This is a genomic window from Actinoplanes sp. NPDC051861, assembly GCF_040681145.1.
In the GTDB taxonomy this organism is placed as follows: domain Bacteria; phylum Actinomycetota; class Actinomycetes; order Mycobacteriales; family Micromonosporaceae; genus Actinoplanes.
This window is the reverse complement of the sequence record NZ_JBFAYE010000001.1, coordinates 81,957-104,469: the sequence shown is the minus strand read 5'-3', so window position 1 is coordinate 104,469 and position 22,513 is coordinate 81,957. Positions and strand designations below refer to the sequence as shown.

Annotated in this window: 25 protein-coding genes and 1 tRNA gene; 13 read left to right on the top strand and 13 right to left on the bottom strand. The window is 69.7% G+C overall.

Annotated features, from left to right (window positions below):
* The first annotated feature begins 49 nt into the window (after positions 1 to 49).
* A complete protein-coding gene (locus AB0M02_RS00600) occupies positions 50 to 1,270 on the top strand; it encodes a DUF4032 domain-containing protein (protein WP_364219245.1) in 1,221 nt (406 codons plus the stop codon).
* On the opposite strand, the gene AB0M02_RS00595 is transcribed toward AB0M02_RS00600, so the two are convergent.
* Positions 1,247 to 3,025 (bottom strand): NAD-binding protein, encoded by a 1,779-nt coding sequence (locus AB0M02_RS00595; RefSeq protein WP_364219242.1) that lies wholly within the window; start codon positions 3,023 to 3,025, stop codon positions 1,247 to 1,249. The two genes, AB0M02_RS00600 and AB0M02_RS00595, sit on opposite strands and share 24 nt — an antisense overlap.
* 124 nt (positions 3,026 to 3,149) lie before the next feature.
* Here AB0M02_RS00595 and AB0M02_RS00590 point away from each other — a divergent pair, with 124 nt between their 5' ends.
* The gene (locus AB0M02_RS00590) at positions 3,150 to 4,109 is read left to right on the top strand and encodes a hypothetical protein (protein ID WP_364219239.1); all 960 of its coding nucleotides are present in this window, start codon (positions 3,150 to 3,152) and stop codon (positions 4,107 to 4,109) included.
* Positions 4,110 to 4,175: 66 nt separating this feature from the next.
* Here AB0M02_RS00590 and AB0M02_RS00585 read toward each other — a convergent pair whose 3' ends face one another.
* The 4 genes from AB0M02_RS00585 to AB0M02_RS00570 form a co-directional block, all read right to left on the bottom strand.
* The gene (locus tag AB0M02_RS00585; RefSeq protein WP_364219236.1) at positions 4,176 to 4,964 is read right to left on the bottom strand and encodes an SDR family oxidoreductase; all 789 of its coding nucleotides are present in this window, start codon (positions 4,962 to 4,964) and stop codon (positions 4,176 to 4,178) included.
* Positions 4,964 to 5,755 carry an alpha/beta hydrolase gene (locus AB0M02_RS00580; protein ID WP_364219233.1) on the bottom strand — a complete coding sequence of 264 codons (792 nt, stop codon included), beginning with the start codon at positions 5,753 to 5,755 and terminating at the stop codon, positions 4,964 to 4,966. The genes AB0M02_RS00585 and AB0M02_RS00580 overlap by 1 nt, the downstream gene beginning before the upstream one ends.
* A gap of 124 nt (positions 5,756 to 5,879) precedes the next feature.
* On the bottom strand, positions 5,880 to 8,642 hold the full coding sequence (locus AB0M02_RS00575; RefSeq protein ID WP_364219230.1) for a LuxR family transcriptional regulator: 2,763 nt from the start codon (positions 8,640 to 8,642) through the stop codon (positions 5,880 to 5,882).
* A gap of 80 nt (positions 8,643 to 8,722) precedes the next feature.
* Complete coding sequence (locus AB0M02_RS00570; protein WP_364219227.1) at positions 8,723 to 9,145, bottom strand: GNAT family N-acetyltransferase; 423 nt, start codon at positions 9,143 to 9,145, stop codon at positions 8,723 to 8,725.
* A gap of 70 nt (positions 9,146 to 9,215) precedes the next feature.
* Here AB0M02_RS00570 and AB0M02_RS00565 point away from each other — a divergent pair, with 70 nt between their 5' ends.
* The gene (locus AB0M02_RS00565) at positions 9,216 to 10,802 is read left to right on the top strand and encodes a PQQ-binding-like beta-propeller repeat protein (protein WP_364219224.1); all 1,587 of its coding nucleotides are present in this window, start codon (positions 9,216 to 9,218) and stop codon (positions 10,800 to 10,802) included.
* A 48-nt stretch (positions 10,803 to 10,850) separates the two neighbouring features.
* Here AB0M02_RS00565 and ugpC read toward each other — a convergent pair whose 3' ends face one another.
* Positions 10,851 to 11,936 carry a sn-glycerol-3-phosphate ABC transporter ATP-binding protein UgpC gene (gene ugpC / locus AB0M02_RS00560; protein WP_364219221.1) on the bottom strand — a complete coding sequence of 362 codons (1,086 nt, stop codon included), beginning with the start codon at positions 11,934 to 11,936 and terminating at the stop codon, positions 10,851 to 10,853.
* 139 nt (positions 11,937 to 12,075) lie between these two features.
* On the opposite strand from ugpC, the gene AB0M02_RS00555 reads away from it, so the two are divergent.
* The 3 genes from AB0M02_RS00555 to AB0M02_RS00545 all read left to right on the top strand — a co-directional run bounded on the left by AB0M02_RS00555 (position 12,076) and on the right by AB0M02_RS00545 (position 13,771).
* A tRNA-Thr gene (locus AB0M02_RS00555) sits at positions 12,076 to 12,149 on the top strand.
* Positions 12,150 to 12,265: 116 nt separating this feature from the next.
* Positions 12,266 to 13,285, top strand: a complete 1,020-nt coding sequence (locus AB0M02_RS00550) for a tyrosine-type recombinase/integrase (RefSeq protein ID WP_364219218.1) — start codon at positions 12,266 to 12,268, stop codon at positions 13,283 to 13,285.
* 174 nt (positions 13,286 to 13,459) lie between these two features.
* Positions 13,460 to 13,771: a hypothetical protein gene (locus AB0M02_RS00545; protein WP_364219215.1), complete on the top strand. Its 312-nt coding sequence runs from the start codon at positions 13,460 to 13,462 to the stop codon at positions 13,769 to 13,771.
* A gap of 57 nt (positions 13,772 to 13,828) precedes the next feature.
* Here AB0M02_RS00545 and AB0M02_RS00540 read toward each other — a convergent pair whose 3' ends face one another.
* Positions 13,829 to 14,056, bottom strand: coding sequence for a hypothetical protein (locus AB0M02_RS00540; RefSeq protein WP_364219212.1), 228 nt, complete (start codon positions 14,054 to 14,056; stop codon positions 13,829 to 13,831).
* Positions 14,057 to 14,174: 118 nt separating this feature from the next.
* Between AB0M02_RS00540 and AB0M02_RS00535 the strand changes: the two genes are divergently transcribed.
* The 6 genes from AB0M02_RS00535 to AB0M02_RS00510 all read left to right on the top strand — a co-directional run bounded on the left by AB0M02_RS00535 (position 14,175) and on the right by AB0M02_RS00510 (position 18,677).
* Positions 14,175 to 15,251 carry a hypothetical protein gene (locus AB0M02_RS00535; protein ID WP_364219209.1) on the top strand — a complete coding sequence of 359 codons (1,077 nt, stop codon included), beginning with the start codon at positions 14,175 to 14,177 and terminating at the stop codon, positions 15,249 to 15,251.
* Positions 15,248 to 15,811 (top strand): hypothetical protein, encoded by a 564-nt coding sequence (locus tag AB0M02_RS00530; RefSeq protein ID WP_364219206.1) that lies wholly within the window; start codon positions 15,248 to 15,250, stop codon positions 15,809 to 15,811. Before AB0M02_RS00535 ends, AB0M02_RS00530 begins: the two co-directional genes overlap by 4 nt.
* Before the next feature lie 12 nt (positions 15,812 to 15,823).
* Entirely contained in the window at positions 15,824 to 16,210 is a 387-nt protein-coding gene (locus AB0M02_RS00525; RefSeq protein WP_364219203.1) for a hypothetical protein, read from the top strand.
* A gap of 11 nt (positions 16,211 to 16,221) precedes the next feature.
* A complete protein-coding gene (locus tag AB0M02_RS00520) occupies positions 16,222 to 16,401 on the top strand; it encodes a hypothetical protein (RefSeq protein WP_364219200.1) in 180 nt (59 codons plus the stop codon).
* A 1-nt stretch (position 16,402) separates the two neighbouring features.
* The gene (locus AB0M02_RS00515; protein WP_364219197.1) at positions 16,403 to 18,316 is read left to right on the top strand and encodes a hypothetical protein; all 1,914 of its coding nucleotides are present in this window, start codon (positions 16,403 to 16,405) and stop codon (positions 18,314 to 18,316) included.
* Positions 18,317 to 18,461: 145 nt separating this feature from the next.
* Positions 18,462 to 18,677, top strand: coding sequence for a hypothetical protein (locus tag AB0M02_RS00510; RefSeq protein WP_364219194.1), 216 nt, complete (start codon positions 18,462 to 18,464; stop codon positions 18,675 to 18,677).
* Between the two features lie 72 nt (positions 18,678 to 18,749).
* Here AB0M02_RS00510 and AB0M02_RS00505 read toward each other — a convergent pair whose 3' ends face one another.
* Genes AB0M02_RS00505 through AB0M02_RS00495 form a run of 3 tightly spaced genes read right to left on the bottom strand, consistent with a single transcriptional unit; the run spans position 18,750 to position 19,455 of the window.
* Entirely contained in the window at positions 18,750 to 19,073 is a 324-nt protein-coding gene (locus tag AB0M02_RS00505; protein ID WP_364219192.1) for a hypothetical protein, read from the bottom strand.
* On the bottom strand, positions 19,070 to 19,306 hold the full coding sequence (locus AB0M02_RS00500) for a hypothetical protein (protein WP_364219189.1): 237 nt from the start codon (positions 19,304 to 19,306) through the stop codon (positions 19,070 to 19,072). The genes AB0M02_RS00505 and AB0M02_RS00500 overlap by 4 nt, the downstream gene beginning before the upstream one ends.
* On the bottom strand, positions 19,303 to 19,455 hold the full coding sequence (locus AB0M02_RS00495) for a hypothetical protein (protein ID WP_364219186.1): 153 nt from the start codon (positions 19,453 to 19,455) through the stop codon (positions 19,303 to 19,305). Before AB0M02_RS00495 ends, AB0M02_RS00500 begins: the two co-directional genes overlap by 4 nt.
* Positions 19,456 to 19,641: 186 nt before the next feature.
* Here AB0M02_RS00495 and AB0M02_RS00490 point away from each other — a divergent pair, with 186 nt between their 5' ends.
* On the top strand, positions 19,642 to 19,887 hold the full coding sequence (locus AB0M02_RS00490; protein ID WP_364219183.1) for a DNA-binding protein: 246 nt from the start codon (positions 19,642 to 19,644) through the stop codon (positions 19,885 to 19,887).
* Between the two features lie 222 nt (positions 19,888 to 20,109).
* On the opposite strand, the gene AB0M02_RS00485 is transcribed toward AB0M02_RS00490, so the two are convergent.
* The 3 genes from AB0M02_RS00485 to AB0M02_RS00475 form a co-directional block, all read right to left on the bottom strand.
* Complete coding sequence (locus AB0M02_RS00485) at positions 20,110 to 21,279, bottom strand: helix-turn-helix transcriptional regulator (protein WP_364219180.1); 1,170 nt, start codon at positions 21,277 to 21,279, stop codon at positions 20,110 to 20,112.
* Between the two features lie 150 nt (positions 21,280 to 21,429).
* The gene (locus AB0M02_RS00480) at positions 21,430 to 21,693 is read right to left on the bottom strand and encodes a hypothetical protein (protein WP_364219178.1); all 264 of its coding nucleotides are present in this window, start codon (positions 21,691 to 21,693) and stop codon (positions 21,430 to 21,432) included.
* 34 nt (positions 21,694 to 21,727) lie between these two features.
* Positions 21,728 to 22,405, bottom strand: coding sequence for a M15 family metallopeptidase (locus AB0M02_RS00475; RefSeq protein WP_364219175.1), 678 nt, complete (start codon positions 22,403 to 22,405; stop codon positions 21,728 to 21,730).
* Between the last annotated feature and the right edge of the window lie 108 nt (positions 22,406 to 22,513).

Genomic DNA, 22,513 nt, shown 5'->3' with positions numbered 1-22,513 from the left:
CGAGCCACGTACGCACGCGACGCGCCGACCGACACGGCACACTTGTTCGGTGCGCATCACCTCCGCCCTCGTCGACCCAGCACTGCTGGACCTGCCCTGGCACATCCCGCTCGAGGATTGGCCGGCGGACCACCTGGTCGCTCTGCCGCAGGGCATCTCCCGCCACATCGTGCGTTTCGTGAAGCTGAACGACGTGGTGTACGCGATGAAGGAGACCCGGGAACGCATCGCCGAGAAGGAGTACGACCTGCTCCGCGCGCTGGAGCGGATCGACTTCCCGGCCGTGCAGGCGGTCGCCATCGCCACCGACCGGCAGACCAAGGACGGCGAGCCGCTGGAGACCGTGCTCGTCACGCGGCACCTCCAGTTCTCCCTGCCGTACCGAGCTCTGTTCTCCCGCGTGCTGCGCCCGGACACGATGAACCGGCTGCTCGACGCGCTGGCCGCGCTGGTCGTGCGGATGCACCTGACCGGTTTCTCGTGGGGCGACTGCTCGCTGTCGAACACGCTGTTCCGGCGGGACGCGGGCGCCTTCGCGGCATACCTGGTGGACGCCGAGACCGGCAATCTGTACCCGAAGCTCTCCGAGGGCCAGCGCAGCGAGGACATCGAGATCCTGCGGCTGAACATCTTCGGCGAGTGCCTGGACCTGCAGGCCGCCGAGCTGCTGCACGAGTCGATCGACCCGGAGAGCGTGGTCGACGACATCGTGGCGCGCTACGAGCGCCTGTGGCACGAGGTGACGTACGAGCAGGAGGTGGCGAAGGACGCCCGTCACCACATCGAGCGGCGGATCCGGCGCCTCAACGAGATGGGCTTCGACGTCGCCGAGGTCTCGATGTCCACCGTGGACGACGGTTACAAAGTCCGGCCCAAGGTCGTCGACGCCGGCTATCACACCCGCCGGCTGATGCGGCTGACCGGCCTGGACGCCGAGGAGAACCAGGCGCGCCAGCTGCTCAACGACCTGGACACGTACCGCGCGGAGAGCCACCTCACCGACGAGCAGCAGGCCGCGCACCGCTGGCTGATCGAGGTCTTCGAGCCGGTGGTCCGCGCGGTGCCGGTGAACCTGCGCCGCAAGCTGGAGCCGCAGGAGATCTTCTCGCAGATCATCCAGCACAAGTGGCTGCTCTCCGAGCAGGCCGGACGCGACGTCGGCATGGGCCCGGCCGTCCAGTCCTACCTGACCGAGGTGCTGGTCAACAAGCCGGACGAGCAGGCCGTGCTGGGCGTCGAGGCGGACTCACTCAGCAGCGGACTCGTCTGATCCCAGCGGCGGGCTGGCCAGCTCGACCAGGCCGCGCAGCCCGTCGCGGCGGGCCGCCACCAGGATGCGATCGCCGTCGGCGAGCACGCGCCGGCGGTCCGGCCGCCAGTCGATCCACTGCTCACCGGCCGCGGACATCCCGATCACCCGGGACGCGCCGGGGTGGTCGGCGTGGTCCAGCGGCGCGCCGTCCAGGATGGATCCGGCGTGCACGGTGACCGTGCCGACCATGACGGCGTGCCGGTCGACCGGGATGGTGGCGTGCACGTCGCGTTCCAGCAGCGCCGCGGCGAAGGCGGGTGCGCAGATCCGGGAGACACTGCGGGAGACGTTGATCTGGAACGCCGACTCGACGCGCTGCGCGAAGTCGTCGTCGAAGAGCCGCAGCACCACCCGCAGGTCCGGCCGGGCCACCCGGGACTGCAGCGCCGCCTGCAGGTTCACCGAGTCGTTGGTGGAGAGCACGACGAGCGCGCGGCAGGTGTCGATCGAGGCCGCCTGCAGGGTCGCCTCCGCCGACGCGTCCCCGACGATCACCGGGATGCCACGGCGCTGCGCGCTCTTCACACCGCGCGCGTCCGGCACCCGGTCGATCGCCACCACGCGCAGGCCCAGGTCGGTGAGCTGGCGCAGCACCTGGGTGCCCACATTGCCGAGCCCGACCAGCACGATGTGGTCGCTCATCTCCCCGGCGATCTTCCCCTGGCTCAGCGCGAGCCGCGCGTTCACCATGCCGTCCACCACGGCCGCGGTGATCAGCGGGATCAGCGCGAGACCGGCGATGGTGAGCACGAGCTGGGCGGCCTGCGCGACCGGCTCCCGGTCGACCTCCACATCGGACGAGCCGACCGCGGTCAGCAGCGTCATGTAGATCGACTCCCAGAATCCGTGCTGCGGCTCGTCGAACCTGGCGAGCAGGATCCCGGCGACCGCCGTGGTGGCCAGCGTGATCAGCACGGCGATGCCCAGCTTGCGGCTCAGCGCCGCGCGGAGCGCCCGCCCGACGGCGAGCAGGGGACGCCGGCGACGTCCGGCACGGGAGAGCAGGCGCCGGGTCACGTCGTCGCCGGCGGGCCGGCCGACGGCCTCGGCCAGGACGAGGTCGGTCGGCTTCGCCTCCTCCGGGCCCGGTTCGGCGGGCAGGACCCGCACGTCACCGTCGCCGTCACCGTTGGCGGTGGTCAAGGTCAGCATCACGCGCCGGCTAGCGACGTCGGCACGGTGAGCGACATAGAGCGTACGGTCGGCGCGCCGGAAATGCGTCGGCGCGACCTCGCCCAGCGCCGCCGCGACGAACGCCGGTGCCGCCATCTCCGCGTCGGAGAGCACCGCGCAGTCCGGGAAGAGCCGGAGCACGCTGTGCCCGAGTTGGGTGTTGAACATCCGGACCACGACCCGCAGATGCGCCTCGACCTCACGGGCGCAGAGCGCGGCGTGCATATTGATCATGTCGTCCGGCATCACGAGGGCGAGTCCGGCGGCACCCTCCAGGCCCGCCTCGCGGAACGTCCGCTCGTCCAGCCGGTCGGCCTTGTGCCACTCCACCCCGCGGTCCCGCAGGCCGGCCAGATCGGGCACGTCCGGGCGAACCCGGTGCGGAGTGATCACGGTGACGCGGATCCGGTGGCGGGAATTCGCGAGTTCCTCGGCAAGGGTGTAAACCAGCGCGTCGGCACCACAGAGCACCAGGTGAGGGCGTCTGTCCGCATCGGACGGGTCGGGGCTGGGCACGTCTGCGGCGGGAACGACACTCACGTTCGCAGATCGTAGTCAGCCGGAACCCGCTCCCGTGGCCGCTCGTTGCCCCATCCGAACCATTCGTCCGACTTGGTGGGTATGACCCGTCAAGCCATCGTCCGATGTGGCCAGGAGAAGATCAGTGCGCAAGTTGTGGTGTGCCGGAGCGATCGCCTGCGGAATCCTCCTCGGAGCAGCACCCGCCCACGCGGAGCCGCTCCCGAACCCCGGCGTCGCCGAAGCACCGCTGAACGCTCTCGGATACGCGCTGGAACCGACCAACGGCTGGCGGCTGGGTAGCCCTCTCGCGTCGGATCCGCTCAGCGGCGAGCCGCTGGTGACCGCCGAACCCGGCGGCGGGCGCAAACTCGTCCAGCTGGAGCCGGGCAACGGCTCCGACCTCACGAACATGCTGCCGCGGCAAAAGACGGCGCAGCAGCAGGCGAAGCGGATCGAGAAGCCGGCCGACCGGCGCCCGCTGCTGCCCGCGGCCGACGTGATCAGCAGCACCCGCAAGGACCCGGCTCAGCGGCCGACCGGCGCGCTCGGCGGTGTCCCGGTCAGCGGCCTCCCGATGCCGATGGCCGGCCAGGACTTCACCCTCGGGAACACGCCGGTCGACGGCTACGTCGGGGCGCTTCCGGTCCTGGGCAGCCTGAGCCCGGCGGGCACCACCGCGCTCCCCGGCACGCGGGCGTTCTCCCCGGACGAGCGCCCGTCGGCATTCGGCCGCACTGAGGCCACGACAACCGACTTCCCGGTGCTCGGCGGCCTCGACGGCACCACCAACACGGTGAGCGACCTGCAGCGCCGCATGATCGACCTGCAGACCGACTTCTCCGGTCTGCCGATCGGCGGCACCCCGCTGCGCCGCGGCGCGAAGCCGGTTCCGCCCACCACGACGCCCACCACTGCGGCCGGCGACACGCCGTCCGCCGCCGAGCCGGCATCGGAGCCGGCGGGCGCCGCGACGACTGACTCGCCTGCCGCCGAGACCCCGGCCCCCGCGCCCTCGATCGCGCGCAACCACGGCTTCTCCGCGACCGAGGCCGACGACCCCCGCCTCTACGAGGAGCCCGTCGACGGATTCGTCGGCGACTAGTCATTACCCGAGTGAGAGCGCGCGCCGCCAACGTCCAGCGGCGCGCGCTCTCGCGTTCCAGCCGGGTCACATCGTGGTGATCAGGCCACCGTCGATGAGGACGTCGGCGCCGGTCATGTTCGCCGCGCGCCCGCCGGCCAGCAGGAGCACCAGGTCCGCGACCTCCTCGGGACGGGTGAAGCGCCCGGTCGCGGTCCCGCTGACCGCGCCCTTGGCGACGTCCTCCGGTGCGAGGTTGTGCACACCGCCGACGGTTTCGGCCACGCCGCCGGGTCCCAGCCACAGGTCGGTCGCCACCGGACCGGGGCTGATCGTGTTGACCCGTACGCCTCGGGGGCCGACCTCCTTCGACAGCGCCTTGGAGAAGTTCGCCAGCGCCGCCTTGCTCGCGCTGTAGTCGACGACCAGCGGATCGGGAAGCGACGAGTTCACCGACCCGATCGTGACGATCGAGCCACCGTTCTCCAGCAGGTACGGCAGGGCGGCACGGGTGACCCGCACCGCCGCGAGGAAGTTGATGGTCAGCGCCTCCAGCCAGTCGCTGTCCGTGACCGACAGGAAACCGCCGGTACGAGGGCGCACGCCACCCACGTTGTTGACCAGGATGTCGAGCCGGCCACCGAGCAGGGCGGTTCCGGCCTCGACCAGTGCGGCCGGGCCGTCCGGGGTGCTGAGGTCGGCGGTGACCGGGTGGACCCGCGAGGTCTCGGCGAGCGCGGCCAGCTCTCGCGTCGTGCCGCGTGCCCCCGCGACCACGCTCACGCCCTCCTCGGCGAGAGCGCGCACGACCGCCAGCCCGATACCGCGGCTGGCGCCGGTGACCAGGGCGGTCTTGCCGGACAGCGCGAGGTCCATCAGAGGTTCTGCCCCTTCAGCCAGGTCAGAACCGTCTCGGCCACCTCGGGCCAGCCGGCGTCGATGGTCAGCGAGTGCGCCTTGTCCGGGAAGGTGACGATGTCGGTGACCGCGTGGGAATGGCGGTACTGCTTGAGCGTCGCCCGCACCACCGTCTCGGGCACCGTGTGGTCCTTGCCGCCCGCGATGAGCAACAGCGGGCCGCGGGACTCGTTCGCCGTGTCCACCTTGGCCGACGAGTGCGGATTGAAGTTGGCGCCGGCAGCCTCGAAGAGGGGCTTGCCGGGTGCGGGAATCGACCATCGGTCGAACAGCTCGCGGGACTCCTGCTCGGAGATCGCGTTGCCGAACGCGTAGCGGAACTGTTCGGGCGTCAGCGAGACCGCCCTGCTCTTGTTCGCCGGGTTGCTGAGCACCGGGAAGCCGGCGCGCAACGTCGACAGCGGCAGCGGCAGCACGCCCTTGATCTGGGCGGCGTCGATTGCCACCGCAGCGGCGGCGAGGTCGAGACCGAGCAGTTTCTGGGCGATCATCCCGCCGAAGGAGTGCCCGATCAGGATCGGCGCCGAGGGCAGCCGCTCGATGACGCCGGCGAAGTGTGCCACCACGTCATCGATGCCGTGACCGGCGATCGCATCGGGATTCGCCCGCGACGAGGCGACGGTGTCGCCGTCGCCCGGCCAGCCCGGAGCTTGCGGTTCGTAGCCGGCGTCCTGGAACCGCTGCACCCACGGGTCCCAGGACGACGCGTGCAGCCAGAGTCCATGGATGAAGAGCACGGGCGTTGCCACGGTCGATCTCCACTCGTTCGGGCCGGGTGCCGGACGCACCTCAGCCGCCGACCCGACCGTACGACGGTGGAGGAGCCGCCGACTTCGGTCGCGAGCGTGAGTCTCCGCACCGCGATGTTCAGCGTCAGCGGCGCCCGCTAGCGTCACCTGACTCAACCTCGTTGCCCAGCACCGCGGCCAGCTGGCCGCGAGAGGCGATCCCGAGCTTCGGAAACATCCGGTACAGGTGCGAGCTGACCGTCCGGTGCGACAGGAACAGGCGCTGTCCTATCTCGCGGTTGGACAGCCCTCGCGCCGCCAGCCCGGCGATCTGGGCCTCCTGCGGCGACAGCAGCTCACGCGGATGCGGCGTCGGCTGCCAGCCACGCTCGCCGGTCGCCCGCAGCTCCTGGTCGGCTCGCTGCGCCCAGGTGCGGGCACCGATGGCGTCGAAGGTGCCCCGCGCCGACCGCAACGGGTCACGGGAGTCGACGACGCGCCGGCGCCGCCGCAGCCATGCGCCGTACGCCAGCTCGGCCCGCGCCCGGTGCCACGGCAGCCGGGCGGCCGCACCGTCCATGGCGCTCAGGAAGAGCGACTCGGCCGACTCGTCGTCCGCCAGCACCGCCCTCGAGTACTCCAGGGCGATGGTCGAACCCGTCGAGGGTGACGAGCCCGCGAGATCCTGCATGGCGCTCAGCACGGACCTCGCCTCGGCACCGCGACCGGTGCGGACGGCGGCGTCGGCCAGATAACTGAGTGCCCACACCTGCTGGACCCGCTGGAAAGCCGGATCGGTCGGCACGTACATCCGGTGCAGCTCGCCGTACGCCTGCTCGTGCCGGTCCTGGCCCAGCTCGGCGATGCCCCGGGCGATCTGCACGCCGGCGAGCAGGGACGACGCGGCGTTCGGGGTCCGCAACGCCACCTGCTCGGCCTCGGCGAGCAGGCGGTGACGGGTGTCCGAGCCCTTACCGACCGCCTCGATCAGGGCCACCGCGATGCGTGCGGTGCCGGCCCAGAGGGACTGGCCCGTCTCGTCAGCGAGCCGCATGGCCTCGTCGGCCGAACTCGCCACGTCGAAGACGCCCAGGTAGATCTCCGCCCACGCCCGGATGGCCAGCGCCTCGGCGAGCAGGCTCATCCGGCCCTGCGCGCGGAGCTCCTGGACGGGCGTGGAGAGGAAGACCACCGCGCGGGGGAAGTCACCGGTACAGAACGCGGCGATGCCCAGCAGGCCCGCCAGATCCGGGCGCCCACCGGCGTCCGGCGCCCATCGGGCAAGCTGCTCGATGACAATCGGTCCCTGCTCGTGGGACTCGGAGAGAGCGTAGATGGCGAGCAGTCGAGGGTCGCCGGCCGGAAGACCCACCTGCTGGGCGGCCCGGACGATCGCGTGCCGCACGGTCTCTCCGGGGTCGCGCCACCAGACCCTGCGGGCCGCGCCGACCAGCAGCTGCATCGCGAGGTCCACGTCCTGCGCCGCGAGGGCGTCCTGCGCCAGCCCGACCAGGTGACGGACCTCGGCGGGCTCACCCGTGGAGCCGTCGTGGAACACGCCCTCGAGCCAGGCCAGCCGGGACTGGTCCCGCGGCCGCAGCGTCACCCCGGCGACCCGCGCCTTGATCTGCTCCACCTGGCTGAACCTGCCCAGCTGGAAACCGAGTTCCGCGGCGCTGAGCAGGCGAGCGGCACGGGACTGCGGGTCCGGGCTCAGCGCGGCCGCCCGCTCCAGCCAGGCGGCGGCCGAGGCGATCGCACCGCGACGCTGGGCGTTGCCCGCCGCCTGTTCCAGCTCCGCCGCGACCTGCTCGTCGTGTCCGGACACCGAGGAGGCCCGGTGCCACACCGCCCGGTCCGGGTACGCGGCCAGGACCCGGGCCAGCGCCGCGTGCGCCTGCTGACGCACGGCCGGCGACATGGCGTGCCGCAGAGCCGAACCGACCAGCGGGTGGGCGATGCGGTACCGCTCGCCGGCCACGGTCAGGAGCCCGTGCTCGAACGCCGGTTGCGCCACGACGCGGTCGAGCGGCGCGCCGTGGATGATCTGCGCGGCCGCGAGCAGGTCGTTGACGTCGTCGCCGTCGTCGATCGCGGCAACGGTCAGGATCGCGCGTACTGCCGGGTCGAGGTGATCCGCCCGGACCGCGAAAGCCCGCTCCAGGCGCGTGGTCATGGGCAGGTCCTCGTCGAGGCCCGTCGCCGGGTACCGCTCCGAGCTCAGCGCGGCGGCGAACTCGAGCAGGGCGAGCGGGTTGCCGCGCGCCTGTCCCAGCACGCGGTCGCGCACCGCCGAGGACAACTGCGGCGCTCGCGCCGCCAGCAGCGCGGCCGACGCGGTCTCGCCGATGCCGTTCAGCTCCAGCCACTCAACCGTGTGCGCGTCGGTGCGGGGCACGGACTCGATCCGCGCCGTGCACAGCACGATCACCTGCTCGTCGGCGATCCGGCGGCTGACGAACGCCAGCACGTCGATGGAGGGCTGGTCCAGCCAGTGGAGATCGTCGACGCACACCAGGACCGGCGCCTGTCCCGCCGAGTCGACCAGCAACTCCAGCACCGCGAGGAACGTGAAGAACGGGTTGACCTCGGCCTGCTCACCCATGGCGAAACAGCCGAGGAGGGCGTCGCGCTGCATGACCGGCAACCGGTCGGCCCGGGACAGCAGCGGCCGGAGCACCTGGTGAAGGCCCGCAAACGGCAGGTGCGCCTCGGACTGGCTGCCCCGTGCGGTGAGCACGGTGAACCCCAGGGACCGGGCGTGCTCCACGACCTCCGCCTGCAGCGCGCTCTTGCCGACCCCCGGCTCACCGAGCAGCCCGATCGCGCCGCCCCGGGAACCGACCTCGCGCAGGCGCCCGAACAGCAGGCGCAATTCGTCGTCGCGCCCGACAAGAGGCCCGCCCATGTCACCCTCACAGCCTCGCCGATCGGTCGCCAGCGCCCCCTGTCTACCAGCCCCGCGCGGTCCCGGAGTGCCTGGTCCCCTCACCCCTCCTGGCTCAGATCCCAGCTCAGCAGCGTGAAGGTCATCTCCTCGCAGGCACCGGCCCGCCGATAGGTCGCCAGCGCGGCCTTGTTGTCGTTCTCGGTCGCCACCCACATGCCGTAGCAGCCCTTCTCCCGCGCCACTTCGGCGAGCGCGCCGACCAGCGCCGCGCCGATGCCCTGCAGCCGCGCGACCGGTGCCACGCCCAGTTCGTAGACGAGCATCTCGGTGCCCTTGTCCGGATGGGTCGTCTCCACGCCGCTGATCATGCCGACCGGGCGGTTCGCGTCGTCGTACGCCAGCAGCAGATGATGGGTGGGGTCGGCGAGGAAACGGTCGGTCGCGACCGGGATCGGCGGCGCGTCGAAGAGGTCGGCCGCGCGGTGCACCTCGGCAGCGGCGGTGACTCGCTCAATGCGCATGCGCCACGATAACCATCGACGTTGCCCTGGGTAACATGACGGACCGAAGTGGCGAGGGGGGAGTTGCGTGATGGCGGGTCCCGGCGAGGGCGACTCCGGCGGCCGACCACGTCCCGATTCGGAGGACCGGACCGAGGCGCTGATGCAGTACGCGGATCCGGTGGACCCGTGGGCCACTGCCGAGGCGGCCGCGGTCGCCAACGACGGACATGTGCCGTCCCATCTGGCGGATCCCCAGTCCCCGGCACAGCCGAACTCGACGTGGACGATCCCCGGGGCGCCCGGCAGCGAGACGGTGCCACAGCCTGCGCCGACTCGGAAACGGGTGCTCACCGCGTACCGTAAAGGGCTCTTGATCTCGGCAGCAGCCGGCGCCGTCGCACTCGGGGTGACCGCCGCCGTGCTCCTCTGGCCGGACTTCCCGGCCCTCGACTTCCACTCGCTCGACGAGGAGAGCCGCTATCAACCCGTCGGCTCCATCTCGTCGCTGTGGTCGGACGCCGAGGTGGTGGGCGAGCGGGCGGTCTTCGCGAGCGTGGGCGACAACGGCGCGCTCGGCGTCGTCGCGGTCGACACCGGCTCACGCAAGGAGCTCTGGCGCACGACGATCACCGAACCGGGCGTGACCGGCTGGGACAGCATGGTCGCGACACCCGGCGAGGTGGTGCTCTACTCCACGCTGAACGCCTCCAGCAAGATCACGATGGTGGTCCTCGACCTGGAGGACGGCGGCAAGAAGCTCTGGGACCGGCCGCTGGGCAGCTCCGACACCGTGCAGCTGGGCACCGAGAACGCGCTGGTGCTCGACAAGGGCGAGGGCCGGCTGCTCTGGGTGGACCTTCAATCGGGCAAGGTCGCACATGAGGAGGACGACACCGATTCGTCCGTCATCGTCCCGGTCACCACTCCTGCCGATCTCACCGGGCCCACGTCCACGCTCGGCCGCGGGTTGAACGCGCAGCTCACCGACAATCGGGTCATTCAGATCAACGGCAACAATTCGGTACGGGTCCTCGACCTCAAAACCGGAAAAACGCTGAAAGATCGGGATAGCGTCGCGTCCACGAGCAGCGACGTGCTCGCCCACGACGGCCGGCTGTTCGTCGAGGACACCACCGGAACCGCCGACCGGATCTTCGCCTACTCGCTGGACGAACTGGGCGAACCGGTCACGCTCTACACGGCTCCGGAGAACGCCACCCTGGGCACCTTCACACCCTGCGGCACCCGGCTGTGCTTCGTCGAGACCGACGGGTACGACCGGGCCAAGGACAGGGTGGTGGCGGTCGACGCGGCCAAGGGCGGCAAGGCGTGGGAGAAACCCGTGGCCGAGGTCGACGCGCTGACCCCGGTCGGCGACTCCCTGCTCGTCACCACCAGCGCCGACACCGACCAGGTCACCCTGCTCGACTCCGGCGGTGCCACCGAGTGGACCGCCACCGGCCGGGCCGCACGACTCGACGGCGCGAACATCCTGCGCTTCGCCGACCCGCTCACCAGCTCACTCGGCAACAGGTCGCTCTCCGGCGTCCATCTCGGCGACAACCCGGTGCCGATGGACGAGGTACGCGACGTCTACACCGGCAGCTGCTCGTGGAACACCACCGTCCTCGCCTGCGTGGGCAAGGAACAGTTCCTGCTCTACCGGTTCTCATGAAAATGGGCGGCCCCTCGCGGGACCGCCCATTTCATGAACTGCGGTGCGTCAGATCCGGATGCCGGAGCCGGCGTTGAACACGTGCAGCGAGTTCGTCTGCGGCTTGATGAAGATCGTCTCGCCCATGTGCGGCATGTTGCGGCGCTCGGTGCGGACCACGAACCGCTCCGCACCGCCCGGCAGGTCGGCGTGACCGTAGACGTTGGCGTCCGAACCGAGGTCCTCGACCAGGTCCACCTTGATCGCCAGCGCGTCCGGAGCCTCACCGACGACGTCGGCGGCCTCGGGACGGAAACCGATGGTGACCTTGCCGTCGCCACCCTGCGCGGCCGCGACCTGCTCACGGGTGAGCGGAAGGTTCAGCGAGCCGAAGTGGGCGCCGGTCTCGTTCAGCGGAACGGTCTTGATGTTCATCGCCGGGGAGCCCATGAAGCCGGCGACGAAGACGTTGCCGGGGGTGTCGTAGAGCGCCCGCGGGGTGTCCACCTGCTGCAGCACGCCGTCCAGCATGACCGCCACCCGGTGACCCATGGTCATGGCCTCGACCTGGTCGTGCGTCACGTACACCGTGGTGACGCCGAGCGTCGCCTGCAGCGTCGCGATCTGCGAACGGGTCTGCACACGCAGCTTCGCGTCGAGGTTCGACAGCGGCTCGTCCATGAGGAACACCTGCGGCTTACGCACGATCGCGCGGCCCATGGCAACACGCTGACGCTGACCACCGGAGAGCGCCTTCGGCTTGCGCGACAGGTACTCCTCCAGTTGGAGAAGGCGCGCGGCCTCCTTCACAGCGGTGTCGATCTCCGACTTCGGGGTCTTGCGCAGCTTCAGGGCGAACGCCATGTTCTCGTACACCGTCATGTGCGGGTACAGCGCGTAGTTCTGGAACACCATCGCGATGTCACGGGACTTCGGCGGAAGGTGCGTGACGTCCTTGTCGTTGATCAGGATCCGGCCGCGGTCCACGTCCTCCAGGCCGGCGAGCATGCGCAGGCTCGTGGACTTACCACAACCGGACGGGCCGACCAGAACGAGGAACTCTCCGTCGCCGATCTCGAGGTTCAGCTCGTTGACCGCGGGGCGCTCGGAGCCCGGATAGATCCGGGAGGCCTTGTCATAAGTGACGGTAGCCATGGTGAATCGACTTCCTTTCCACCGGCAGGAACGTGCCGGACGATCCGAGTAGAAGGAACAGCCCCGCAACCGTATTTGTTTTTGGGTGACCTGCCAAGATGGCGCCCGCATCACAGGACGTTATGCTGAGGTCCGTCTCGCCCCTGTAGCTCAGATGGCCAGAGCACCCGTCTTGTAAACGGGAGGTCGTCGGTTCGATCCCGACCGGGGGCTCTACACCACCCCTCACCTGCGCAAACGCAACATCACCACAGCGCCATGGGGAGGGCACGATGCACAACGACCACCCGTCTAGTCCACGATCCACCACCGGATCGGGGTGGTAGGGCATGCCACGGCAGCACCCGCGCACGACCAGGCCGTCCCTCTACGAGCTCGGTCCGTACCGCCCGTGGATTGACTCCTGGCAACTCTCGCTCCAGGCCGCACGGCGCAGCGAGAAGACCGTCACCGGCTACGTCGAGGACCTGCGGCTCTTCGTCGGCTGGCTCCTGCGGCACCGGCCGGCCTACCGGGACTGGGAGGACGTCTGCAAGGCCGACATCCGCCACTACTTCGTCTGGCTCCAGGCCAAGGGGGTGCCGTGCCCGCATCAGCTGCTCGCTGGCGATCCGGCGCCCGCCGCGTGTGAGGGGTACGCGATCGGTTATGTCAGGCACGCTGCGGTCGGCGTGCAGCAGTTCTACGCCTGGTGGGCGGCGGAGGAAGACGCCATGAGCCCGGTCGACGGGGTTGAGCTGCCTGCTCAACAGGGTGTCGGGAAGTCACTGGTGCCTGTGCATGACGACGCCGAGTTCGAACTTCTGATCAAGGACGCTGAGAAGGGGCGGGACTTCAAGAGCCGCCGCGACGCGGCCATGATCCGCCTCTTTGCGGCGTCCGGGATTCGGCGCGAGGAAATGCACGGCCTGAACCTCGGCGATCTGAACATTGCTCGCCGAGAGGCGGTCGTGCGGGGAAAGGGCGGGAAGGAACGGCGGATCCGGTACGACTCCAAGACGGCGATCGCCCTCGACCGGTACTTGAGGGTTCGGGCAAAGGTGAAGAACGTCCCGATGGGCGACGCCGCGCCGCTCTGGATCGGCCGTGTACGTAGCCACGGCTGGCGGATGACCACCAGCGGCATTACCGGGGCTGTGACCAAACGGGCCAAAGCCCTGGGTATCGAGACTTGGCTACATAAATGGCGTCACACGTTCTCCCATAATTACCTGGATCGGGGAGGCGAGGGCGGCGACCTTATGGAACTCAATGGATGGGACAGTCACCAGATGTTGGCACACTACGGGCGGTCGGCCCGCAACGCTCGCGCGGTCCGAGCGTATGACCGCGTCATGGGCGACTTCTAACGACGCTCAGAAACGGGCATGCGTCCTTTCGTGGTACGTCGTTCGGTCAACCTATACCCCTATCTGTGCCATTCAATGGATCATGACCATTAGTTAACGTCGGACAAGTAATCCGGAACTGGGGAGGCGACACCCAACAGGAAACTGTCAACCCTCGACCAACGGGGAAAGTGAATGTGGGAGAAGACGAAAACCGCCGCACCGAAAGGGATAGGCCGCACGGTCAGCCCGCTGATCCTGCCCACTGCCGTCTGCGTATCGGCATTCGCGATGTGGTGGATTAACCGCACGCACGAAATCGCCAGCACCCACGGATGGCCAGGATTCACGATCGTCGCGGGCGTATTGTCCGCGTACGCCCTCCGGCGCCGGTGGCGGCGCGCCCTCCAGGCCGCGTACCACGAGGGCTACGCCGACGGATATCTCCGCGGCGCCTCGGACCGGATCGCCGGTATCACCCCAGCCGAGGCCGACCAACCCAGCTGAATTCCGTTCCCGCCACGCGCCCGAGACTTCGCCCACAGGTCTCGGGCGCACCTGTGTCTACCGCTCCGGGCGAGGCCCCAGCTTGCGGTTCAGCGTCGACCGGGTGACCTCAGCCCGGTTGCAGATCACGGTGTCCGGCACTCCGGCGGCACGTGCCTGCTGCGCCTTCGCCCACGCGGCGTTCTCGGCCTCCTGGGCGACCCGGCGCGCTTCCTGGAACGCGGCGACCGTCTCGCTGAGGAGCTCCTTCTGCTGTTCGGAGCCCTCCCAGGACGGTCTGATCACGTCGGGAACCGTATCACTCGCATGTCCCACGATGGCACATCTCCCCTCTCGGGTGTTTTACTGTCTCGCATCATGTCCTATTGTCGGACAGGAATCGAGACACAAACACGGAGGGGTCGTGACTCTCGACCACATGCTCTTCGAGCGCCGGGAAGTCCTACTGGGCCTTCTGGCCGCAGTGCTACTCCTCGCCTGGGCCTGCCGTCGGATCGCCCGGTCCGAACGCCCCGACGGGCCGCTGTCCCGGATCGCCATGCTCATCGGCCTCGGCTGGTCGTCGGAGGCCATCTGGGAACTGACCGGCCGCATCCCAGGCTTCCCCGCCGGCCCCCGGCTTCTGCTCTTCGCGGTCTTCGAGATCCTGCTGGTAGTCAGCATGATTCGAGCTGACCGGCATGTCCGCGAGCACGGCTGGCCCGGGCGTGCCGGCAACACAGCATGGACGATCGCCGTCTCCATGGGCCTCGTCGCGGCCGCCGTTTCCCACAGCCTGGCAGAGGCGCTGCTACGGCTCGCGATCCCGCTGCTGCTCACCAAGCAGTGGTGGGACGGCCTCGTCGGCGACCAGGTGCACCGGCCGGCGTGGGTGACCAGCTGGCGGTGGACACCCCGCCGGCTCCTGCTCCGGATCGGCGCCATCGAGCCGGGCGAGCGCGACGTGGAGACCGTGCACCGCGAGCGGCTCACACAGCAGATGGTCCGCCTGGAGTTCCGCCGCCGGCACGGCACCGACCGCCAGCGTGAACGCGCGGCTGGGCGGCTTGCCCGCCTGTCGCTGAGCGCGGACGACGAGATCATCGGCACCGTTCGGGCACAAGTCGACCGGGCGATGTGGTTTGAGGAGGCTTCGGAGCCGACGCCGGTTCCCCGCGTGTCGGCGTGGCTGGCTGCGCGGGAGAAGGCGGTGAAGGTGCGCGAGAGGCGCCCCCGCCGCCGGGTCTGCGCCGCGCACCCGATCATCCGCGAACGGCCTGTTCAGGTGCCACGTGAGGACACGCGCTCCGCGCAGCAGAAGGAGCTGGCCGTCCGGGCGGTCAAGATCGTTTACCCGAAGCTGCCGCAACGCGAGATCGCCCGTGTGACCGATGTGCCGCCATCCACAGTCCGAGGCCTCCTTCGCGCACTCCAGCCGGGCCAACCCACGGTGCCGGTCAACGGAAGGCACCCCGAACTACGAGGAGAAGACCGCAAATGAGCCAGCCGGGCTGGGTGCGAAAGCACAACCGGAACGCCGAGGCGATCCGCAGAGCCAACGAGATGACCGATGGCCTGCACGCCTGGGCCACCGCACGCAGAGGATGGAAGTTCCACGAGCCCACCGAAGGCAGCTGGACGGCCTGGGCCTCCCGGACGTTCGAATACCCCCGTCTCCACCCGTGGACTCGGCTGACGGTGCGGTTCTCGCCAGCAAGAGCGGCAGACCGGCCGCCTCGCCTGAACGACTGGCTGGGCGAACTCTTGGTAGCAGTCTCGGCCGGACCGGAGGACCAGCGGCAAGGCACCTTCGAGGACATCGAGCACTGGATCCGCGACCGAGAGAAGATGCTGGCGCTGCCGTTGCACCTGTCCGAGTGCAAGACCGTCCACGAGGCGACGCACATCGTCCAGCAGGCTCCACGCCCGCACGTGGGGATGCTCGGCTTCCTCTTCGACATCGCCTCGGACGACGTCACCGGTATCCGGCAACGGCTGGTCAGCGACTTTCTGCCCCGCGGCACGCAAGTCGCGGTACCTGTGAATGCCCTCTTCCCCTGATCAAGGAGAAACATGACGCAGCCCAACACCGGGCCCCGCCCGAGCTTTCTCGGCGTCGACGCCGGCGCCCTGCAGGACAACGTCACGTTCCTGGAGTGGTGTGAGGGAGCCCGCAAAGTCCTGCACGTCGGCGCCCTGGAGCTGGGCATCTTCGCTTCCGAGGCCGACGCTCGCTTCCGGCGGGTCTCCCGGGGCCTGGTAATCGCGCACATGAGCTCGGTGTACCGGGCACACCAGGTGTCGAATCCGATCGCGCAGGCCGGCGAGGCCCTCGTGGCGGCATCCAGGTACATCATCACCGCGAGCAACCGGTACCAGGCGGTGTACCTGCCTGAGCTGGAAGCCGCCGGCTGGAAAGGCCACACGGGCGGCACCGGTCACGCGTTCCGGGCGATGTGATGGGCGCCGAGGTGTTCGAGGGACTCACTGCCGGTGAGCTCCGGGAGCAGATGGAGGCTCGCGGTATCGAGCGTTTGCCCGGCGAGTCGCGGCAGGCCCTGGTGCAGCGAATGGCCGACTACGACAGCACTATCGCCGGAGCACGCCACGTCGCCATGTACGGGCTGCTCGACGGAAGGCGGAGGGCCTGACGTGGTCAAGAAGGCGAACCTCCGGCCGGCCAACGACGGGTACGGCAGTGTGCACACTGTCCGCGTTCCGCTGTGGCCGTACCTGGTAGCGCCGCTGTGCTGCCTGGCCGCGCTGCCGGGCGCCTGGGTAGTGCACTACTTCTTCGGCCGCGGCATCGACGCCGGGTGGACTGGGTTTGCTCTCGCGCTTGCTGCCGTGGGCCTGATCCTGTTCGTCGCGGTGGCGTCCCGGCCACGCGGGATCGTGATGCGGTGGATGGCCACCGGCAACACGGTGCTGGCGTTCTTGTGGCTGATCCCCGCGATACTGGAGGGTCCCCTGTCGAAGGCCATGGTCGGTACGTGGTTGCTGGGCACGATCGTGATCTCCGTTGCCTGCGCGGTGTACCGGATCATGCGGCAGGGCCGCGGCGACATCGAGAGCGGGCGCATCCTTCAGGGCGAGTTCGCCGAGCTCGGCGACGCCGTGAAGCAGCTCAAGGACGTCCGCTTCGCTCGGCCGAAGATCGACGGTGCGAAGGTCACGGCGGCAATCGAGATGCCACCGGGCAGGACATTCGCCGAGGTCGCCGAGGCGAAGTCACAGGTAGCGTCCCTGCTCGATGTGAAGGCAACGTCAATCCGCACCATCGAGGATCCGGACTCGGAGCGGCGTGGCGTGCTCGCCGCGGTCCCGGTCGACCAGCTGCGTGGTCCAATCGTCGACCCCGGCCCGTCGGCGCCGGGCGGGTCGATCGCGGAGCCGATCGTGCTGGGGCGGGCTGAGGACGGCAGCGACGCGGCGGTCATCCTGCCGGGCGACCCTGCCGTGCATCGCAACGCCGTCGGTGTGATGGGTGTGGTGGGCATGAGCGGCTCCGGGAAGACCGAGCTGCTGCTCCGGCTGGCCAAGGAGGTCGTCACTCGCCACGACGCGGACCTCTTCATCGCCGACGCCCGCAAGGCCGGCCAGCTACCGATCTGGCTGAAGAGGGCGTCCAAGAAGGCCGCCGCTGGCCGCGACAACGCCGAGGCGCTCCTGGAGACCCTTGAGCAGAGGGTGGCGTCGCGCGCCGAGGAGCTCGGCAAGCGTGGCTTCAAGCAGTGGGAGAAGGGCTGCGGCATCCCGTTCGAGGTCTACGTCATCTTCGAGGCGGCCGCGGTCGTGGCCGGCAACCCGGCGATCGTCGACCTGGCGGAGTCGGTCCGCTCGGTCGGCATCTGCATGGTCCTGGAGATGCAGCGCGCCACGTACGACCGGTTGCCGACGTCGGCACGCAGCAACGTCACCACTTGGGTGGTGCTGGGTGTCCAGCGTGAGGACGACGCGGAGGCCTCGCTGTCGGAGGACACGCTCCGGGCCGGGGCGGCGCCGTGGAAGTGGAAGAACGGCCGGCCGGGTTACTTCTACCTGGAGTGGGCTGGCCGCGAGCAGGAGTTGTGGTCGGCGCCGTGCCGCAGCTTCATCGAGGATGACGAGCAGCGCTCGGCGGACGTCGCGGAGGTGTTGGGCTGGAGCGCGGAGGCGGCCGGCGATACGGAGCAGGCTGCCTCGGCGGCCGCCGATCCTGGTGACGGCGCACCCGGGGTCGGCGGCGAGCCGGTGCCGGGGGTGGATCCGGCTGCTCCGCCGGACGACGTCGACCCGTCAGCGCCGATCCGGATCCCGGAGGGGATGCCCCGGATCGCGTTCGACGGTGGGCGCAAGATGCCGACTACTGCCGCGATGGGCCTGCTTAGGTCGTACATCTTCGATCTGGCCAACGCCGGCGCGGAGTACGTGAAGCCGAGCGAGCTTGGGGACGTGCTGGCGCAGACGGGCCTGTCGGGGTCCTGGCTGTACAGCGCGCTGTCGGAGCTGGTGACAGGCGAGGAGCCGATGCTGGCCAAGGCCCAGCGGGGCGTGTACCGGATTCTGGTGCCGATCGAGGTATGACGTTCAGTGATCAAGACGGGTTTGGTGTGCACGGTGTGCACCGTGCCATCGGGTCCGGCCGGGTCCTGTATATGGGCACTGTCGATGCGCCATGTGAACATCGGTGCGAACCGTGCGAACGACGTGAAGTGACGGAGAGTGAATCATGGGAGCGTTGATCGCTTTCGGGCTCGGGGTGATCGTCGGCGGTCTCGCGGCATTCCAGGGCGGCCGACGGTACGAGGCAGCCGCAGCGGCAAGCGCGGTAGCGGCTGGCTACGTAAGCGTCGCCCGGGCCCGCTGGAGAACCGCGCTCGGAGCGATCGCCTTGGCGGCCGCCGTGATTCTCCTGGGTGGGCTGGTGATCCTGGCAGCCAGCTGAACCACCCACCAGGCGAAAGAGCCGCCCCCTGGGAAGAGGAGGCGGCTCTTTCGTCTGCGGTGGGTAGGGCTCCTACGCCCGTCGGGACCGATGGGCGTCGCGGCCGCTGCTCCCGGTGCTGGGCCGCCGCGAGTTGCGTGCGCGCGCATCCGGCTGCGCCCTGACGATCAGGCGCAGCCCGCCGATCTGCACGAAGATGGAGCGCCGCTCCACCGCGTCGCCCGCCCCGTCGAGCTGGTAGCCGTCCAGCCACACCCAGCCGTCGTAGGTGATGTGCGGCAGGACACGGATCACGCGGAACAGGAACGGCCGCTGTGCGAACTGGACGCTGGCGGCCGCAGTGATACGCAGAAGATCACCAGCGCCCGGCAGCGGCCGGCGCGATGGCGGCCTCATTCGCCGGCTCCTCGGGCGCGAAGCGGCTGCCGGACGCACCGCTCGTAGAGCGCCAGGAACGAGGCCAGCGGCAATGCCTGCGCCGCCTCGTCGAACAGGCACCACAGCGCGGCCGCCAGCGGAAGCCCGTCGCCGAACTCCTCGATCAGGGCGGCCACGGCCGGCTCACAGGGCCAGAGCTGTCCGCACGCTATGCAGGTACCCGTCGGCCAGGTGGGTTCGTGCCCGGTCACCACGACCACCTGGTGCGGCTGCTGGCGGGCTTGACGACGTCGAGACGGACGGGCGGGCACGGATAGACCTCGAAGCCGCATCGGCAGTCACGCCGCCATGGGCGCAGGAGGTGGCGGCGGGGGCCGTGGTTGATCGTGTACTTCGCCATGCCCCATCACCTCCGAGCGCGGCAGGTGTGGGCGGCAGCGGACCGGACAGCTACGACACGGTCCGCTGCCGCGTGCAGGCGGCAGCTCACCCTTACCCACAAGGGGAGCGGCGCCCGCGTCAGCAAGATTACCTGGGCAGTTGTCCATGGTAAACACGCTGGGAATGTCCATTGTGAACTACGCTGGTGCTTACGGTGATCACCGTGGGCGAGAGAAAACGGCGGCTCTACACAACCGGTGACATCGCCGACATGCTTGGCGTAACACGCCAGTACGCACTCGCCATCACCAACGATCGCCGCAAATTCTTCCCCGAGCCCTTCGACGTCCTCCCGGGCGGCGTCCAGGTGTGGCTGGTCGAGGACGTCGACGCCTGGATGACCGCCCATCCTGAGCACCGTCACCTGCTGGCTGAAGATCCGGAAACCTGAGCTCACGGCGATCGCCTCCGCCACCGATTCGAGGTCGGGGCGGCGGCGGTCCACCGGGGGAGCCTGCTGAGACACACCCCCGTCTCGAGCGGAACCGCCGCCGCTGGGACGCGTTTTCCACCGCCACACCGTTGCCCACGTGCGACGGCAGGACCGCGACCCAGAACGGCACGTTATTAGCGCACCAGGCGTGCGTGATTGCTACCTGCTATCAGACGGCAATCAGTCCTTGACCAGCTCCTGCAGGCCGACCGCGTTGGCGGCGTGGCGCATCTGCTTCGTCACCGCGTTGCGCTTTGTCCGGCGTACCACCGAGCCGATCGTGTCCCGCACCGTCGGCCGGAGCCGGAACCATTGCGGGCCGGCCGCCTCGCTGCGCAGGAACGCGGCGATCGCCTCGTGGTCGCGGCCTGCCTGGACCAGCGCGGTGCCGACATCGGCAAAGTACGGAGCCTGCCGGTTGGCCAGCGGGATCCGCCCAGGCGCGACCCGGTCCGACGCCTCGACAGCCCGCTGCGGCTCACCGAGCTCCAGCTCGATCGCGACCTCCCAGAATCCGACGTTCGTCGGCCCGAACGCGAACCGCGCCAGGCCCAAATCGTCTTCCGGTTCGCCGAGAGAGCGCGCGGCCTGGCCGGCTTCGAGGAGGTGGTCGTGGGCAGTGTCACCGCGGCGGTCGACGGCCGCGCGCAGACCAGCGTGCAGGTGCAGCATTCCGTACGCCTGCCTCACGCGCGGGTCCCCGATGTGCGGCTGCAGCTCGTCCGCGACCCGCTGAGCGAGCCGGGTCGGAGCACCGGGCATCTCCGGCGGCATGGCCAGGATCCGGATGAACTCGGCGATGCCGATCCAGGCGGGATCCCCGAGCTCGCGCGCCTCCGTGACGGCCAGGCGGGCGGCCTCGCGAGCGAGGTCGGCGTATCCGAGGTGCTTCAGTGTGTAGACGCCGACGTGGGCGACCTGGACCAGGTCGCCGCCGCGGAGCCCGCCAAGCATGTTCGGCAGCTGGGGGGCGACGGTGGCGAAGTCGTAGCGGCCGCCGGCGACCATCAGCTGGCGCACGTCGTGGCGCGGCTCCTCGAGTTCGCCGAATTCGCGGCGGATCAGGGCTTCGCGGATGGCCGGCACGTGCGCGGCCGCGGCGGCGCGGGAGGGCTCGTTGGGGTCGCCGGGCTGGCCGGTGAGGTCGGCGATCGACACTTCGAGGGCGTTGGCCAGGGCGGCGAGGGTGCCGCGGTTGTTGACGGAGCGGATGCCGCGCTCGATCTGGGAGAGATAGGGCTGGCTCATGCTGGCGAGGCCGGCCAGGACGCGCTGGTTCTTGCCGCGCTTTTTGCGCCAGTAGGCCACGTTGCCGCCGATGTTGCTCGGGTCGCCGATGGTGTTGGGCATCGCGCCTCCCCAGGTCGCGTGCTGTGCGGTGTGGGCCGCCCGCCAATATCGACGGTACTGCGCGAATACCCGGTCACACGATCTCGGACACACGAAAGAAGTGCCCTCCGTCACCAGGCGCGGCGGCCTGGTGACGGAGGGCACTTCTGGTCAGATAGCGGAGTCCTGCGAGGGGTTACCCATGGCGGCCCGCCTCGCTTCGCCGGCGAGGCGCCCAGGGCGCCCTGGGTGTACCGGTCGGCTGTCCACCTGCACCTGCAGGCCAGCCCATGGATCATCCGGGGCAAGCTCGGCGGCGCACGCGGCTTCCAGTACGGCGTCTGCGGCGCGGGCCAGGTCGCCGCCGTAGTCGCGGTCCGCCTTGTCCTGCAGCCAGCCGCGCGCGACCAGAGAAAGCCCATCCGGTTCGTACATGGGTTCGAGTATGACGATCGGATGGGCTGCCGCGCTACCGGCCGAGGATCTTGGCCCAGGTCTTCGAGTCGGCAACACCGGTCGCCGGCACACCAACGATCTTCTGGTACCGGATCACCCGAAGCCGGGTCTGCTGGCCGAACTTTCCGTCGTCCTCGGCGCCAACCCAGCGCTGCAGGTACGCCACGTCCGGCCCGCTCGCGCCCTGCCGTAGCGTGCGGTCGCCCGGCTTCGGCCCGCCGGCGGGCGCTGGCTTGCGTGGCTTCTGGAGCGCCTTCACCGCGGCGACAGCTGCGGCCCGAGGAACGTTGACCTCGAAGTGCATGTCGTCGGGGGTGGAGTAGGCGCCGCCCCAGCGGATGACCTGGACGCCCTTGTGTGTGTAGCGGCGCAGTATGGCTCGGATCTTGTCCTGTTTTGCTGGCGAGAACGTGTTGCGCCGGCCCATCGGGTGCTTGAGCCAGTTCAGGTCGATCGCGGCGGCGATCGCGTGCCGCGACCACTTCTCCGTGCCCGCGATCTTGCGCGGGTTGAAGCCGCCGCATTGCCCCTTGATCAGCTCCTCCACCTCGCGGTCGAAGTCCCGCGCTACCGCAAGCAGCAGGGGCGCCACATCACGCGCGAGGGTCAGCTTCACCGTCGTGCCGGGCACGAGGTACGTCGCCACCGCGGAGGCCTTCGCCGGCACGGTGAAGCCGAGCAGCGTGGCCACTTCAGGCCTCCTCGTCTTCGTCGTCGGGGGCTGGGCAGTGCGGCGGCGGGCCCACGAGTTCGGCCGGATCGGGGTCGACCTCGACCAGGTCGACGGGCTGCACCTCGG